Origin of the sequence: Pseudomonas sp. GXZC, from assembly GCF_026967615.1 — a bacterium.
Taxonomy (GTDB): domain Bacteria; phylum Pseudomonadota; class Gammaproteobacteria; order Pseudomonadales; family Pseudomonadaceae; genus Aquipseudomonas; species Aquipseudomonas azotoformans_A.
The window spans coordinates 300,706-315,680 of the sequence record NZ_CP114115.1 but is presented as its reverse complement, the minus strand read 5'-3'; the positions used below and the strand labels follow the sequence as shown (position 1 = coordinate 315,680).

The window sequence follows — 14,975 nt, the reverse complement described above, 5'->3', positions numbered from 1 at the left end:
TGTACCCACAGGCGCACGACTCCCATGACTCCACCCCTCCCGCGTAGACCCCGCTGGCGCAGCCTCGCCTTGTTGGCGTTGTGCCTGGCACCGCTGCTGTGGCCGCTGGAGCACCTGGCCGAGCGTTATTACCGCAGTGAGCTGGCCGGCCAGAACCGCCAGACCCTCGACCTGTACGTGGCCAACTTACTTGGCACGCTGCACCGTTATGAGGTGCTGCCGCAGATTCTCGGCGACTTGCCGGCCTTGCGCACCGCGTTGGATGCGCCTGGGGTCAGCACCAACCTGGTCAACGCCAACCTGCTGCTCAAGGACGTCGCCGCCCAGGCCGGGGTGGAGGTGATGTACCTGATGGACACCACCGGCAAGACCCTGGCCGCGTCCAACTGGGACAAGCAAGACAGCTTCGTCGGGCGCAACTTCTCGTTCCGGCCTTATTTCAGCGAGGCCATGGACGGGCGCCTGGGGCGGTTTTTCGGGTTGGGCACCACCTCGGCCAAGCGCGGTTACTTCTTCGCCGCCGCCGTGCGTGATGGCGATACGATCATCGGCGTGCTGGTGGTCAAGGTCGACCTGGACCACACCGAAAGCCTGTGGGGCAACACCCCGGAGCAACTGCTGGTCACCGACCACAATGGCGTGGTGATCCTGACCTCACGCCCACAATGGCGATTCCGCGCCACCCGGCCACTGACGGCTGAAGAACGACAGGCCATCATCGCCATCCAGCCCTACCCGACCCGTGATCCGCAGCCGCTGAGCCTGAGCAACACTGCCTGGCTGCGCCAATCCACGGCCATCGCCGAAACCGGCTGGAACGTGGAAATCCTCGCGCCGCGCTCGCTGATCAACCGCCCGGTGCGCACGGTGGTCGCCGTGGGCGGCGCTACGCTGTTGGTGTTGATGTTGCTGCTCGGTTTGATGATGCAACGTCGCCGCCATTACTTGGAACGCATTGCGTTCGAAGCCAAGGCCCGTCGCGAGCTGGAAGCGCGGGTGGTAGAACGGACCAGTGACCTCGAAGGCCTCAACCGGCGCCTGAAACAGGAAGTGCTGGAGCGCGAACACGCCCAGCAGGAGTTGGTACGCGCCCAGGATGACCTGGTGCAGGCGGGCAAACTGTCGGCGCTGGGCACCATGTCGGCGAGCATCAGCCATGAACTCAATCAGCCCCTGGCGGCGATTCGCAGCTATGCAGAGAATGCTGAAATCCTGCTCGACCATGAGCGCACCACCGATGCGCGGGGCAACCTCAAGCTGATCAGCGAGTTGACCGGGCGCATGGCCTCGATCATCGCCCACCTGCGCGCCTTTGCCCGCCGCGACCGCCATGCGCCCGAGAGTGTGGCCCTGCAACCGGCCCTGGATGATGCACTGGCGCTGCTGGCCAAGCGCCGACGGTCGATGGAGGTCGAGCTGATCCGCGATTTGCCCGAAGCGACGCTGTGGGTCCAGGCCGGTGAAACCCGCCTGCGCCAGGTGCTGGGCAACCTGTTGGCCAACGCCCTCGACGCGCTCACCGAAAAAGGCCCGCCGCGTAAACTCTGGCTGAGTGCCGAAACCACCGAACAGGGCGTCAACCTGTACATTCGCGACAACGGCCCGGGCTTTTGCATGGAGGCCCTGGGCCGCGCCAGCGAGCCGTTCTACACCACCAAGACCCGCACCCAGGGCCTAGGGTTGGGGCTGGCGATCTGTGACACCCTGATGCGTGCCTTTGGCGGCGAACTGCTGTTTGCCAACCACAAGGAAGGCGGCGCGCTGTTAACCTTGAAATTGCGTGCCGGTGCGCCGGGCGTCAGTCTGCAACCGTCCGAGGACCGCAGTGTATGAGTATCGATAACCAGATTCAGGTGGTGTTGATCGACGACGATCCACACCTGCGTCAGGCCCTGTGCCAGACCCTGGACCTGGCCGGGCTGAAAGTCCTGACCCTGGGCGAAGCCACCGGCCTCACCGCGCGCCTGTCGCGGGACTGGCCGGGCGTGGTGGTCAGCGACATCCGTATGCCCGGCATGGACGGCTTGGAGCTGCTCGCCGAACTGCATGGCCAGGACCCAGACCTGCCGGTGCTGCTGATCACCGGCCACGGCGACGTGCCGCTGGCAGTGCAAGCCATGCGCGCCGGGGCTTATGACTTCCTGGAAAAACCGTTCGCCAGCGACGCCCTGCTCGACAGCGTGCGCCGCGCCCTGGCCCTGCGCCGGCTGGTGCTGGACAACCGCAGCCTGCGCCTGGCCCTCAGCGACCGCCAGCAACTGAGCACGCGCCTGGTGGGCCACTCGCCGCAAATGCTGCGCCTGCGCGAGCAGATCGGCGCCCTGGCCGCGACCAAGGCCGATGTGCTGATCCTCGGCGAAACTGGCGCTGGCAAAGAGGTGGTGGCGCGCGCGCTGCATGATTTGTCGAGCCGCCGCAGCGGCCCGTTTGTGGCGATCAACGCAGGCGCCTTGGCCGAGTCGGTGGTGGAAAGCGAACTGTTCGGCCACGAACCCGGCGCCTTTACCGGCGCGCAGAAACGCCGTATCGGCAAGTTCGAATTCGCCAACGGCGGCACCTTGTTTCTGGATGAAATCGAAAGCATGAGCCTGGATGTTCAGGTCAAACTCTTGCGCCTGTTGCAAGAGCGGGTGGTGGAGCGCCTGGGCGGCAATCAGCTGATCCCGCTGGATATCCGCATCATCGCCGCCACCAAGGAAGACCTGCGCCAGTCGGCCGACCAGGGCCGTTTCCGCGCCGACTTGTATTACCGCCTCAACGTCGCGCCGCTGCGTATTCCGCCGCTGCGTGAGCGGGGCGAGGATGCGCTGATGTTGTTCCAGCACTTCGCCGATGAGGCCAGCAGTCGCCACGGCTTGCCGCTGCACGAACTGCAACCGGGCCAGCGCGCGCTGCTGCTGCGCCATAGCTGGCCGGGCAATGTGCGCGAATTGCAGAACGCCGCCGAGCGCTTTGCTCTGGGCCTGGAACTGGCGCTGGACAACACACCGGACAATCCATCAGCTGGCGTGCTGACCTCCACGCCTGGCGGCCTGAGCGAGCAAGTCGAGCAGTTCGAAAAAAGCCTGATCGCCGCCGAACTGACCCGCCCCCACAGCTCCATGCGCAGCCTGGCCGAAGCCCTGGGCGTTCCGCGCAAGACCCTGCACGACAAACTGCGCAAGCATGGCCTGAACTTCGCCAACCAAAGCAGCGACGACGAATGACAGCCCCAACCCGCCAAGAGGCCGCCATGAACCGCGACAGCCGTTACCTGGAATCCATCCTGCACCACGACATCCCCCTCACCCGGGAAATGGGCCTCAAGGTGCTCGACTGGAAACAGGGGCGGCTGGAACTGCATCTGCCCTTGCAAGCCAACATCAACCACAAAAGCACCATGTTCGGCGGAAGTTTATATTGCGGCGCGGTACTGGCGGGCTGGGGCTGGCTGCACTTGCAGTTGCGGGAAGAAGGGATTGAGGACGGGCATATTGTGATTCAGGAAGGACAGATCAGCTATCCGCTGCCGGTCACGCGGGATGCGACCGCGATTTGCACAGCACCCGAGGAAAAGGTGTGGCAGCGGTTCCTGGCGACCTACAAGCGCTATGGCCGCGCGCGGTTGACGCTGGAGACGTGGATTGTGAATGAAGGTAGCGAAGAACGCGCCGTTGCCTTCACAGGCCAGTACGTCCTACACCGCTAACCGCCACCCCACAAATGCCTCAGGAACGGGCCAGCGTCAGCAACCGCTCACGCCAAGCCGCCTTCGCCGGCAACGCCAGAAAGAACGGATTCAACAACGATGCCCGCGCCGGATAGCTGAACGGCGCACCGCTCAACTCCAACACCTCGCCTCCCGCCCCTTCCAGTACACCTTGGGCGGCCGCCGTGTCCCACTGGGAAGTCGGCGCCAGTCGCGGGTAGCAATCGGCACTGCCTTCAGCCAACAGGCAAAACTTCAGCGAGCTGCCGATATTCGCCAGCTTCAATGCGCCCAGGCCCTCGCTCAAGCCGTCCAGCAAACGCTCCTGCTCAGGGCTGGAATGCCGACGGCTGGCCACCACGGTAAACGACTCACCTGCTGCAGGTGCCTCGCGCACCTGGATCTGCTTGGGTGCTTCATTCACATCCGAGCGCCAGGCGCCCAGGCCAGCGCCACCGAAGTAACAACGGCCGCTGGTGGGCATCGACACCACGCCAAACACCACGCGGCCCTGCTCGATCAGGGCGATGTTCACGGTGAATTCTTCGCTGCCGGCGATAAACTCCTTGGTGCCGTCCAGTGGGTCCACCAACCACCAGCGCTGCCAGCCGGCGCGCACGCTTTGGTCGATGTCAGCGTCTTCCTCGGACAGCACCGGAATGCTCGGGTCCAGCGCGGTCAGGCCAGCCAGGATCAGGTGATGAGCGGCCAGATCCGCTGCCGTCACGGGCGAATCATCAGCCTTGGAGGTCACGGCCACGTCAGCACGCCAGTACGGCAAAATCACTTCACCGGCCTGACGAGCCAGTTCGATCACAGGGGCAATAAACGGGTGGCCTAAAAACAGTTCGCTCATGCGGTAAACGCTCCACGCTGGGTCAACAGGTCTCGTACCAGGTACAGCGCAGCCAGGGCCCGGCCTTCGCTGAATTGCTCGTTTTGCGCGAGCATCGACAGTTCGCGCAGGTTGACCCGGTCCACCCGCATCGGCTCTGGCTCATCGCCTTCCAGGCGTTCTTCATAGAGATCGGTGGCCAATACCACCTGGATTTTCTGACTCATGTAGCCTGGCGACAGCGACAGTTCGGTGAGGTGCTCCAACTGACGGGCGCCGTAGCCGGCCTCTTCCTTGAGTTCGCGGTTTGCCGCCGCCAGTACGTCTTCGCCAGGTTCGATCAACCCTTTGGGCAACGACAACTCATATTCGTCGGTACCGCCGCAGTATTCTTCCACCAGCAATGCATGGTCCGCGTCGATCATTGCCACGATCATCACCGCGCCGTAACCGGCACCGCGGCCCACCAGGCGCTCGTAGGTCCGTTCAACGCCATTGGAAAAGCGCAGTTGCACTTCCTCCACGCGGAACAAACGGCTACTGGCGACTATTTCGCGGGCGAGGACGGTGGGTTTCTGGCGCATGAGCGGCTCCTTGGCGTGATCGGGTTACTATACCGTGGCTTTTCCGATTGTCTGTGTCGGATATTTTTACTTACATGAGACCGCCCCATGCCTTCTTTGCCCTGGCACGCCATCGACACTGTCCTGCTGGACATGGACGGCACCCTGCTCGACCTGCATTTCGACAACCACTTCTGGATGGAGCACCTGCCCCAGCGCTACGCCGAGTTGCACGGAGTAAGCCGGGCCATGGCAGAGATGGAGTTGCAGCCTCTGTTCGAGCGTAACGCCGGACAGTTGCAATGGTATTGCCTGGATTTCTGGAGTGCGGAACTGAAGATCCCGGTACGCGAACTCAAGCTGGAAACCGCCCACCTGATCGCCCTGCGCCCGGACGCCGACACCTTCCTGGCGGCAATCAAACAGGCCGGCAAGCGCGTGATACTGATCACCAACGCTCATCGTGATTCGCTGTCATTGAAGTTGGAACGCATTGAACTGGCGCCGTATTTCGAACGGTTGATCAGCTCCCACGACTACGGTTTCGCCAAGGAAAACCCGCAGTTCTGGGATGCCCTGCAAGCCGACATCCACTTCGACCCGGCCCGCAGTCTGTTTATCGACGATACCTTGCCGATTCTGCGCAGCGCCCAGGCGTTTGGCGTCGGGCATTTGCTGGCGGTGAAGGAGCCAGACAGCCAGAAGGGGCCAAAGGACACGGCGGAGTTTGCAGCGGTGGGGGATTATCGCGAGCTGATTATCGGGTTGTAGGAGCGAGCACGCCCGCCCCTACAGCGTGCTGCTTACTCAGGAATACGCAAAGTCTGCCCTGGGTAAATCTTGTCCGGGTGCGACAACAGCGGCTTGTTGGCCTCGAAGATTTTGTTGTACTGGTTGGCATTGCCATACACCGCCAGGGAAATCGCGCTGAGGGTGTCGCCCTTTTTCACCACGACGAAACGGGCGGCAGCCACGGCCGGGCCGGATACGGTGATCTGGTCATCCACACTGGCCACACCGGCGATATTGCCCAGCGCCAACAGGATCTTCTCTTTTTCTTCCTGGGTGGCGACTTCACCGGTCACGGTCACCTTGTCGCCATCCACTGTGGTCTGCACATTCGGATTACCCAGACCCACTTTGGACACATGGTCCTTCAACTGCTCGCTGGCGTTTGCATTACCCGGCGTCAACAGGTCGACAATCTTTTCGCCGGCTTCCTTGATAAAGCTGAAAATGCTCATAGTGCGCTCTCCTTGGGATTTGAGTTCCAGATGCCCAAGACTAGACCAGTCCTACGGATTTGGGTTCCGGCCCGGCCAAAGACCCAAACGCGCTAGAATCCCCCCGCCATTGGAATAAGCCCTGGAGCGAAGATGGACATCAAACAACTGAAATTCCTCATCGCCCTCGACGAAACCCGTCACTTCGGCCAGGCGGCGGCGCGTTGCCACATCACCCAACCGACCCTGTCGATGCGCCTGCGCAACCTTGAGGAAGAGCTTGATCTGCCATTGGTCAATCGTGGCCAGCGCTTCGAAGGCTTTACCGCACCCGGCGAACGCGTGCTGGCGTGGGCACGCACGGTATTGGCGGCGTATGACGGCCTGCAGGCCGAGGCGGCGGCTTGTCGCGGCAACCTGGTGGGCACATTGCGCCTGGGCGTGGTGCCACTGTCGAGCTTTGATCCTTTGGCCTTGATGCAGCAACTGCATAAGGAACACCCAAGCCTGCGCTTTGAGCTCTCCGCGCTCAGCTCGGAGCAGATCCTGGAACAACTCGCGAGTAACCGGTTGGACCTAGGCGTGTCCTACCTGGAACGCCTGGACAACGAGCGCTTCGACTCGCTGGCCTTGGGCGAAACCCGCATGGGCCTGCTCTACGACCAGCGCTTCTTCAGTTTCGGTGATACGCCGTTAAGCTGGGAGGCGCTGATCGAACTGCCGTTGGGCATGCTCACCAGCGGCATGCACTTTCGCCAATCCATCGACCACAACTTCCACAGCCGTGGGCTCAACCCGCAACCGCTGCTGCAGACCGACGCCGTCCATCAATTGTTACAAGCCGTGCACGGTGGATTGTGTTGCGCGGTGATGCCGCTGGATGGCGGCCTGGACGCACTCACCGAACACCTGCGCCTGCAGCCGATCGAGGACGCCCACACCCTCGCGCGCCTGGGGCTGATCATGCGCCGCAGCGCGCCGCGCTCTGCACTGGCGGAGGCGTGTTTCGCGCTGTATCAGAAATCGCAAAAAGAATCTTGATCGACGTCATCTATCGGTAGATCAGTACTGGCAATTAGACGCGACGCTTTGTCGCGCCTAGTCTAAACACTGATCAATCCGCCGGTGGTACTGCCCCATGAACGCCAAGCGCCCAGTCTGCGCGGCGCCCGCTCTCGAAACGCCAGCGCCCGCCGCCAGCCAGAGCTACCAGTATTGCAATCTCGAACACACAGAATCCGCCAGCACAGCCCTGGCGGAAGAAGTGGCGTTGGCGATTGCCTACAACGACATCAGCCAAGCGGTGATGCTGGTGACGCCGACGGACCTGGAAGACTTTATTGTCGGTTTCAGCATCGGTAGCGGCATTATCGCCGACGTTAGCGATATTTATGATCTGAAACTCAGCGGCTCGGGCTCAGCCCAATACGCTCAGGTGCAGATCTCCAGCCGCGCCTTCTGGAACCTCAAGCAGCAGCGCCGCCAGTTGGCCGGCACTAGCGGCTGTGGCTTGTGTGGCGTAGAAGCCGTTGAACAGGCCCTGCCAGACCTCCAGGTATTGCCCGGCGCGCCCTTGCCGCCCGCCGAGTGGCTGGATGGCCTGCGCCAACGTATCAGCGCCTTTCAGCCCCTGGGCCAATACAGCGGCGCCGTGCATGCGGCCGTGTTCATGAACGGCCAGGGCGAGTTGTTGCTCGGTCGTGAAGACATCGGCCGGCACAACGCCCTGGATAAATTGATCGGCGCCTTGATTCGCCAAAAGATTCCGACCGAAGGCGGCCTGGCGATTGTTACCAGCCGTTGCAGCCTGGAGTTGATCCAGAAGGTCCTGCGCGCGGGTATCCAGACCCTGGTCAGCCTGTCATCGCCCACCGGCCTGGCCCTGCAATGGGCCCGCCGGCATAACCTCAATCTCATCCACCTGCCGCAGAAAAATGCGCCGCGGGTCTACAGCCCTGCGATGGAGAACCAGCCATGAGCCAGCACCACCAAGCCGACCAAACCCCCACCCCGCGCTATAAGCCTTACAAAGGCGCAGCGGGTGGCTGGGGCGCACTGATCAGCGTGGCGCAGGCCTGGCTGACCAGCGACAACGCGCTGAAAAACCTGCGCATGATGCTCAAGACCAACCAGAACGGCGGCTTCGACTGCCCCGGTTGCGCCTGGGGTGACTCGCCGGAAAGCGGCATGGTCAAGTTCTGCGAGAACGGCGCCAAGGCGGTGAACTGGGAAGCCACCAAGCGTCGCGTCGACGCGGCGTTCTTCGCTAAACACAGCGTGACCGCCCTGCTGGAGCAAAGCGACTACTGGCTGGAATACCAAGGCCGTCTGACCGAGCCGATGCGCTATGACGCCGAAACCGACCGCTACCAGCCCATCAGTTGGGAAGCGGCATTCGACCTGGTCGGCAAGCACCTCAACGCCCTGCCCAGCCCGGACATGGCCGAGTTCTACACCTCGGGCCGCGCCAGCAACGAAGCGGCGTACCTGTATCAGCTGTTCGTGCGCGCCTACGGCACCAACAACTTCCCCGACTGTTCGAACATGTGCCACGAAGCCAGCGGCGTTGCCCTGGCGCAAAGCGTGGGCGTCGGCAAAGGCACCGTGACCTTTGATGACTTCGAACACGCCGATGCGATTTTCGTCTGGGGCCAGAACCCCGGCACCAACCACCCGCGCATGCTCGAACCGCTGCGCGAGGCGGTCAAGCGTGGCGCCCAGGTTGTGTGCATCAACCCGCTGAAAGAACGCGGCCTGGAACGCTTCCAGCATCCGCAACACCCACTGGAAATGCTCACCAACGGCGACAAACCGACCAACACCGCCTACTTCCGCCCGGCCTTGGGTGGCGACATGGCCATCCTGCGCGGCATGGCCAAGTTCCTGCTGCTGTGGGAGCGCCAGGCGCAGGCCGAAGGCAAAGAAGCCGTGTTCGACCACGACTTCCTCAACGAACACACCGCCAACGTGCTGGATTACCTGGGCAAGATCGACGACACCTCCTGGGATGAAATCGTCGAACAGTCCGGCCTCACCCTGGTGGAGATCGAGCAAGCGGCGCGCATGTACGCCAAAGGCAAGAACGTGATCATGTGCTGGGCGATGGGCATCACCCAGCACCGCCATTCGGTGCCGACCATCCAGGAAATCGCCAACCTGATGCTGCTGCGCGGCAACATCGGCCGCCCAGGCGCCGGCCTGTGCCCGGTGCGTGGCCACAGTAACGTGCAGGGCGACCGCACCATGGGCATCAACGAACGTCCACCCGTGGCGTTCCTCGACTCCCTGGAACGGCGCTTCCAGTTCCAGGTGCCGCGCGTCAATGGCCACAACGTGGTCGAAGCGATTCACGCCATGCTTGAAGGCCGCTCCAAGGTGTTTATCGGCCTGGGTGGCAACTTTGCCCAAGCCACGCCGGACAGCCCGCGCACCTTCGAAGCCCTGCGTAATTGCGACTTGACCGTGCAGATCAGCACCAAGCTCAACCGCAGCCACCTGATGCACGGCAAAGACGCGCTGATCTTGCCATGCCTGGGCCGTACCGACATCGACATCCAGGCCGACGGCCCGCAAGCGGTGACGGTGGAAGACTCGTTCAGCATGGTCCACGGCTCCAACGGCCAGTTGCAGCCGCTGTCGAAGCTGATGAAATCAGAGCCTGCGATTCTGGCCGGTATCGCTGCCGCCACCCTGGGCAGCAAACCGGTGGATTGGAACTGGCTGGTGGCCGATTACGGCCGCATTCGCGACCTGATTGCCGACACCATTCCGGGCTTCAAGGACTTCAATGAGAAGATCAAGAATCCGGGTGGCTTCTACCTGGGCAACTCCGCCGGTGCACGTCGCTGGAACACCCCGTCGGGCCGCGCCAACTTCCGTCCGAATATCCTGCCCAAAGACCTGATCCACGAACGCACTCATGCGACCGGTCGTGTGCCCGACCTGATCATGCAATCGATGCGTTCCCACGATCAGTACAACACCACCATTTATGGCCTGGACGACCGCTACCGTGGGGTCAAGGGCCAGCGTGATGTGCTGTTCGTCAACGAAGCCGACATCATCCGCCTGGGCTTCAAGCCGGGACAGAAGGCCGACATCGTGTCGCTGTGGGAAGACGGTCGCGAGCGCCGCGTGAAGGGCTTCACCCTGCTGGCGTTTGATATTCCGGCTGGGCAGGCTGCGGCCTATTACCCGGAAGTGAACCCACTGGTGCCGCTGGAAAGCACGGGGGATGGCAGCCATACGCCGACATCGAAATTCGTGGCGATCCGTTTGGAAGCGGCGAGTGACAACGGGCTGATCATGGCGCGCTCTGCATAAATCTTCGGGCACAAAAAAGGCCGCTTTTGCATAAAAGCGGCCATTCCGAAGTAGTTAAAGACTCACAAAAACAACTTAAGTTCCCCAACAAAAACAGTAACTTAGCGAATTGTGTACAACTCGTGTTACTGGTCGGATTTCTATTGTCACCACCCCGATACAGCCTCAGGATCGCGCCGTCATCCTCTTGAGGTCTCCCTAATGAAGTTCTCCTCGATTCTCTTGTTGTCCCTTGGCCTGGTCAGTGGCGCAGCCATGGCCGGTGGCACCACCGAAGCCGGTGTGGGCGGCGCATTGGGCGGGGTTCTAGGCTCGGTTGTCGGCCAGTCGATCGGCGGCAACACCGGCTCGACCATCGGCGCAGCCCTGGGCGGCGCAGGCGGCAGCGCGGTGGGTGCGGACAAACGCAGCCGTGGCGAAGCGGCCATTGGTGGCGCACTGGGCGCGCCGGTGGCAACGTGGTGGGCCGCAGTGTCGGCGGCGGCACCGGCGCACTGATCGGTTCAGCGGCCGGCGGTGGCGCAGGTGGCGCGTTGGGTAACTACATGGGCAACAAGAGCGATGACGATGATCGTCGCTCCCGTGGGCGGGATAACCGTCGCTATGATCGCGATGATCACCGTGGCCGCGGTCATGCCTATGGCCATCGCAAGAACAAGCATCACTACCGTCACCGCTAAGGCCTGAGGGTGTAGGCGTTCGCGCCTACACCACCAACCGCTGCAACGCCTCGCGCAACATCCCCGGAATCGTCACCGGCTGGTTCGAACCCCGCTCCACAAACACATGCACAAAGCGCCCCGCCGCACAGGCCTCTTCTTCGCCCTGCTTGAACACCGCCAATTCGTACTGCACTGAACTATTGCCCAGCTTGCCCACCCGCAGGCCGATCTCGATGCGTTCGGGAAAGGCGATCGACGCAAAGTAATCGCACGCCGAACTCACCACGAATCCCACCACTTCACCGTCATGAATATCCAGCCCACCTTGCTCGATCAGGTAGGTATTCACCGCCGTGTCGAAAAAGCTGTAGTAAGTCACGTTGTTCACATGACCATACACATCGTTGTCGTGCCAGCGCGTAATGATCGGCTGGAAGTGCGGGTAATCGGCGCGTTGCGGCACTGAATCAGACATGGGCAAGTCTCGTGAAATGGGTTTACAGGTCATTCAGATGGGCCAGGGCCCACTCGCGGACCTCGGCGTAGGGATAATCCTCCAGCGCAGCAAATCCCGGAATACCCCGCGCCTTCAACTTGGTAAACAGCGGAACACTAATACCACCGAGGAAACGCGTCAGACGTTCCGCCCCAGGCAAATGGCCGGTGTGTTCATGATGCCTGTGGATAAAATCACCGCACAGCCCCATGAAGTTTTTATCCACAAGCGGCGGCAAACCTGGCGGCGGCGGAAGGTGCGCAACGTGGCCGTGGCACACCGAGCAATGCCCGCAACGCTGGGGCGCGTTTTCATCGCCGAAATACTGCGCCAGGCGTTGACCAAGGCAATGCTCGGTGGCGAACAGATCGAGCATGGCGTGAATCCGTGCGACCTCACCCACTTCATGCTGCTTGAAGCCTGTGTATAACTCTTTGCTCATGACATCAGGGTCAAACTCGGTATCAAGCAAGCTGTAGACCTCGGTCATCTGCTTGCTCTCAAGCTCGATCAGGCCTTGCTCCTGAAAGTAATCCAGCGCCTTCACCACCCGGCTACGCTCGGCATTGTGCTGTTGATAAAGCGCGTCAAAATCCACCGTCGCCCAGGTCTTGGCCCGCTTGCACACCTGGATGATCGCCGCGACAAACTGCTGCCGCTCACCCGTAAAGCGCGCGAGCAAAGCCTCGGGTTCGATCAGGTACTTGAAACGGTACTCGGCATAAAACGCATAACGCGGCGCAATCACGCCCTTGAGCTCCAACTGCACCAGCAGCGTCTTCAACGGCAGCTCGCGGATGTTGCTGTGGTCCGACAAAGACCTGAGCAAAAACTCCCACTGCCCATCGCCTCGCGCGGCCTGCAACTCGTCGAGCACCCGGTGAATACCTTCCTGCTCCGGCGTATCGCCGTACACGAAGTTTTCCAGCACATTGAGGCTGTCGCGGTTGGCCAACACCAGGCAATCGGAGGGTTGCCCATCACGCCCCGCGCGGCCGATTTCCTGGCTGTAGTTCTCGATGGACTTGGGCAGGTCGAAGTGCACCACATTGCGGATATCACTTTTGTCGATGCCCATGCCAAACGCGATGGTGGCGACGATGCAATTGGAGCGCCCACCCATGAAGCGCTGCTGGATACCCTCGCGTTTTTCGTGAGGCAAACCGGCGTGATAGGCCTCGGCCTGGATGCCGTTGCGGTTCAAATGCTCGGCAATCTGCTCGGCGGTTTTCTGCAGGGTGACGTAGACGATGCTCGGCTGATCGGCACGCTCGCTCATCCATTGCACCAACCGGCGACGCTTGTCCGCACCGCTGACCGGCTCCACCAACAGGTTGAGATTGGGCCGGTAAAAGCCCGTGGTGACCACATCGTCCGGTGCAATGGCGAACTTCGCCTGCATGTCGGCAATCACCTTGGGCGTCGCTGTAGCCGTCAACAGCAGCGCTTGTGGGATATTGAACTGACGCTGGTAGTCCGGCAGCTTCAAATAGTCCGGACGGAAGTTGTGGCCCCACTCGGAAATACAGTGCGCCTCGTCCACCACCAACAGCGAGATCTGCACGCTTTGCAGGAAGTTACGAAAGCGCTCGTTCTTCAGGCGCTCAACGGAAATCATCAGAATCTTCAACTCGCCGGAACGCGCGCGGGCCATCACCTCATTGGCGTCCTCGCGGCTCTGGGCCGAATCGATACTGCCCGCCGAAATGCCGTGGCGCTGCAAGAAACCCAGCTGGTCCTGCATCAGCGCCAACAGCGGCGATACCACCAGCGTCAGGTGCGGCAGCAGCACCGCCGACAATTGGTAGCACAGGGACTTGCCCGACCCCGTTGGAAAAATAGCCGCTGCCGAACGGCCGGCCAGCACGGCGCTGACCGTCTCTTCCTGACCCAGGCGAAACTGTGGATAACCAAAAACCTGCTGGAGGGTGTCGTGCATAGGCTGTCACTCCGTTGACCGCTGAAGGAATCAAAAACATAGATCAGCGATCAAGAAAAGGTCGGGGATAAACGCTACAAACTGATACAGAGAAAACCAGCAAGCCCGCGCAAAAACGCAGACAGTAACACGCCAGATCACCTACCCCCGACAAGGAGTCGTGGATGTCCCGATGCACACTGTTTTCACTGCAACACCTCGTCGTGTTCACGCTGTCGTTATTGCTGCTGGGCTATGCAAATGCCCCCGCCCCAATACCTGCCGAACCGGATACACAGCGTTTTGAAACACCCGAATACTTCGAGCAAAAAGCCCTGCCCATTGTCAAAGCCTCCTCCCTCTACGCGCGGGGTGGCACTGGCCAGGGCGTTAAAGTCGCGCTGATCGACTCAGGCCTCAACCAGGCACTGCCCGAGTTCCACGGGCGTGTGGCCGATCCAGGCTATGACTTCGTGACACAGCAGCCCGGCACCCTCGACATCAAGGGTCACGGCACCCAGATGGCCGGCATTCTCGCCGCCAACAAGAATGACCAGGGCATCCATGGCATCGCCTTCAACGCCCAGTTGATCCCTATGCGCTTCGGTGATGACAAGGAGCCGTTCTACTTCGACAGTGAAATCGCCCAGGCCTGGGAGCTGGCCTATAGCAAAGGGGCACGCATTTTCAGTAACTCATGGGCGAACCCCATTGAAGCCAACACCAACGAGGTTCCCATCTACGAACGCCTGATGGGTGACTCGTTGGGCGTGGCAAAAAAGCTAGTGGGCGAAGGGGCTATATTCGTCTTTTCAACAGGTAACGAGGTCAAGCGTGAGCCACTCGCCGAACCCGGCCTACCCGCGCTGGTTCCGGAACTGGAGAAAGGCTGGATTGCCGTCATGGCCCTCAAGAACGACGGCACGGCCATCAATCTCAAATCCAATTATTGCGGCCTCGCGGCACGCTGGTGCATTGCGGTGCCAGGGGGCGATGGTGGCGCAGGGTTATTGACCACCAACAAGGATGGCAGCTACGGACCCACCGCGGGCACATCGCCGGCCGCTGCGTTGGTCAGTGGTGCCTTGGCGGCATTGCAGAGTCGCTTTCCCGAGATGACACCGCAACAAGTGCGTGAGCGCCTGCTCAGTACGGCGAATCGAACGGGTATCTATGCCAACAGCGAAGCCTATGGCCGAGGGTTGATGGACCTCGACGCCGCCTCGCGCCCGTAGCCATTGCGCAAACAGACAATGCCCCCACTGGG

The 14,975-nt window shown here is 61.6% G+C and carries 13 protein-coding genes and 1 pseudogene; 9 read left to right on the top strand and 5 right to left on the bottom strand.

From position 1 onward, the window contains the following. The first annotated feature begins 24 nt into the window (after positions 1 to 24). From OZ428_RS01550 to OZ428_RS01540, 3 genes are read left to right on the top strand one after another with little or no spacing between them, the layout of a single operon-like run. Positions 25 to 1,833, top strand: coding sequence for a sensor histidine kinase (locus OZ428_RS01550; RefSeq protein WP_033898706.1), 1,809 nt, complete (start codon positions 25 to 27; stop codon positions 1,831 to 1,833). Then, on the top strand, positions 1,830 to 3,206 hold the full coding sequence (locus OZ428_RS01545) for a sigma-54-dependent transcriptional regulator (protein ID WP_033898710.1): 1,377 nt from the start codon (positions 1,830 to 1,832) through the stop codon (positions 3,204 to 3,206). The genes OZ428_RS01550 and OZ428_RS01545 overlap by 4 nt, the downstream gene beginning before the upstream one ends. A gap of 26 nt (positions 3,207 to 3,232) precedes the next feature. Continuing rightward, the gene (locus OZ428_RS01540; RefSeq protein ID WP_033898712.1) at positions 3,233 to 3,688 is read left to right on the top strand and encodes a YiiD C-terminal domain-containing protein; all 456 of its coding nucleotides are present in this window, start codon (positions 3,233 to 3,235) and stop codon (positions 3,686 to 3,688) included. A gap of 19 nt (positions 3,689 to 3,707) precedes the next feature. Here the strand turns inward: OZ428_RS01540 and cysQ are convergent, their stop codons facing one another. Together cysQ and nudE are read right to left on the bottom strand one after the other, a co-directional pair. After that, positions 3,708 to 4,544 carry a 3'(2'),5'-bisphosphate nucleotidase CysQ gene (gene cysQ / locus OZ428_RS01535; protein ID WP_269132536.1) on the bottom strand — a complete coding sequence of 279 codons (837 nt, stop codon included), beginning with the start codon at positions 4,542 to 4,544 and terminating at the stop codon, positions 3,708 to 3,710. Continuing rightward, positions 4,541 to 5,107, bottom strand: coding sequence for an ADP compounds hydrolase NudE (gene nudE / locus OZ428_RS01530; protein WP_016979064.1), 567 nt, complete (start codon positions 5,105 to 5,107; stop codon positions 4,541 to 4,543). Before nudE ends, cysQ begins: the two co-directional genes overlap by 4 nt. A gap of 87 nt (positions 5,108 to 5,194) precedes the next feature. Here nudE and yrfG point away from each other — a divergent pair, with 87 nt between their 5' ends. Next, positions 5,195 to 5,857, top strand: coding sequence for a GMP/IMP nucleotidase (gene yrfG / locus OZ428_RS01525; protein WP_033898716.1), 663 nt, complete (start codon positions 5,195 to 5,197; stop codon positions 5,855 to 5,857). A gap of 32 nt (positions 5,858 to 5,889) precedes the next feature. Here the strand turns inward: yrfG and lysM are convergent, their stop codons facing one another. Beyond that, entirely contained in the window at positions 5,890 to 6,330 is a 441-nt protein-coding gene (gene lysM / locus OZ428_RS01520; protein WP_033898718.1) for a peptidoglycan-binding protein LysM, read from the bottom strand. Positions 6,331 to 6,462: 132 nt separating this feature from the next. Between lysM and OZ428_RS01515 the strand changes: the two genes are divergently transcribed. The 4 genes and pseudogenes from OZ428_RS01515 (at position 6,463) to OZ428_RS01500 (ending at position 11,312) form a co-directional block, all read left to right on the top strand. Beyond that, a complete protein-coding gene (locus OZ428_RS01515; protein WP_133076528.1) occupies positions 6,463 to 7,350 on the top strand; it encodes a LysR family transcriptional regulator in 888 nt (295 codons plus the stop codon). A 97-nt stretch (positions 7,351 to 7,447) separates the two neighbouring features. After that, positions 7,448 to 8,287, top strand: coding sequence for a formate dehydrogenase accessory sulfurtransferase FdhD (gene fdhD / locus OZ428_RS01510; protein ID WP_269132535.1), 840 nt, complete (start codon positions 7,448 to 7,450; stop codon positions 8,285 to 8,287). Further along, complete coding sequence (locus tag OZ428_RS01505) at positions 8,284 to 10,632, top strand: FdhF/YdeP family oxidoreductase (protein WP_061434900.1); 2,349 nt, start codon at positions 8,284 to 8,286, stop codon at positions 10,630 to 10,632. Before fdhD ends, OZ428_RS01505 begins: the two co-directional genes overlap by 4 nt. Before the next feature lie 201 nt (positions 10,633 to 10,833). Continuing rightward, a pseudogene (locus OZ428_RS01500) lies at positions 10,834 to 11,312 on the top strand (glycine zipper domain-containing protein). A gap of 25 nt (positions 11,313 to 11,337) precedes the next feature. Here OZ428_RS01500 and OZ428_RS01495 read toward each other — a convergent pair. Together OZ428_RS01495 and OZ428_RS01490 are read right to left on the bottom strand one after the other, a co-directional pair. Further along, complete coding sequence (locus OZ428_RS01495) at positions 11,338 to 11,769, bottom strand: acyl-CoA thioesterase (protein ID WP_016979057.1); 432 nt, start codon at positions 11,767 to 11,769, stop codon at positions 11,338 to 11,340. 22 nt (positions 11,770 to 11,791) lie between these two features. Beyond that, entirely contained in the window at positions 11,792 to 13,729 is a 1,938-nt protein-coding gene (locus OZ428_RS01490) for a RecQ family ATP-dependent DNA helicase (RefSeq protein ID WP_269132534.1), read from the bottom strand. Between the two features lie 164 nt (positions 13,730 to 13,893). On the opposite strand from OZ428_RS01490, the gene OZ428_RS01485 reads away from it, so the two are divergent. Continuing rightward, positions 13,894 to 14,943 (top strand): S8 family peptidase, encoded by a 1,050-nt coding sequence (locus tag OZ428_RS01485; RefSeq protein WP_269132533.1) that lies wholly within the window; start codon positions 13,894 to 13,896, stop codon positions 14,941 to 14,943. Positions 14,944 to 14,975: the final 32 nt, after the last annotated feature.

Excerpts from the sequence above, each read along its gene's own strand:
- OZ428_RS01540 (WP_033898712.1), top strand. The coding sequence starts at position 3,233 with ATGAACCGCGACAGCCGTTACCTGGAATCCATCCTGCACCACGACATC.
- cysQ (WP_269132536.1), bottom strand. The coding sequence starts at position 4,544 with ATGAGCGAACTGTTTTTAGGCCACCCGTTTATTGCCCCTGTGATCGAA.
- OZ428_RS01515 (WP_133076528.1), top strand. The coding sequence starts at position 6,463 with ATGGACATCAAACAACTGAAATTCCTCATCGCCCTCGACGAAACCCGT.
- nudE (WP_016979064.1), bottom strand. The coding sequence starts at position 5,107 with ATGCGCCAGAAACCCACCGTCCTCGCCCGCGAAATAGTCGCCAGTAGC.
- OZ428_RS01495 (WP_016979057.1), bottom strand. The coding sequence starts at position 11,769 with ATGTCTGATTCAGTGCCGCAACGCGCCGATTACCCGCACTTCCAGCCG.
- fdhD (WP_269132535.1), top strand. The coding sequence starts at position 7,448 with ATGAACGCCAAGCGCCCAGTCTGCGCGGCGCCCGCTCTCGAAACGCCA.
- OZ428_RS01490 (WP_269132534.1), bottom strand. The coding sequence starts at position 13,729 with ATGCACGACACCCTCCAGCAGGTTTTTGGTTATCCACAGTTTCGCCTG.
- OZ428_RS01550 (WP_033898706.1), top strand. The coding sequence starts at position 25 with ATGACTCCACCCCTCCCGCGTAGACCCCGCTGGCGCAGCCTCGCCTTG.
- yrfG (WP_033898716.1), top strand. The coding sequence starts at position 5,195 with ATGCCTTCTTTGCCCTGGCACGCCATCGACACTGTCCTGCTGGACATG.
- OZ428_RS01505 (WP_061434900.1), top strand. The coding sequence starts at position 8,284 with ATGAGCCAGCACCACCAAGCCGACCAAACCCCCACCCCGCGCTATAAG.
- OZ428_RS01545 (WP_033898710.1), top strand. The coding sequence starts at position 1,830 with ATGAGTATCGATAACCAGATTCAGGTGGTGTTGATCGACGACGATCCA.
- OZ428_RS01485 (WP_269132533.1), top strand. The coding sequence starts at position 13,894 with ATGTCCCGATGCACACTGTTTTCACTGCAACACCTCGTCGTGTTCACG.
- lysM (WP_033898718.1), bottom strand. The coding sequence starts at position 6,330 with ATGAGCATTTTCAGCTTTATCAAGGAAGCCGGCGAAAAGATTGTCGAC.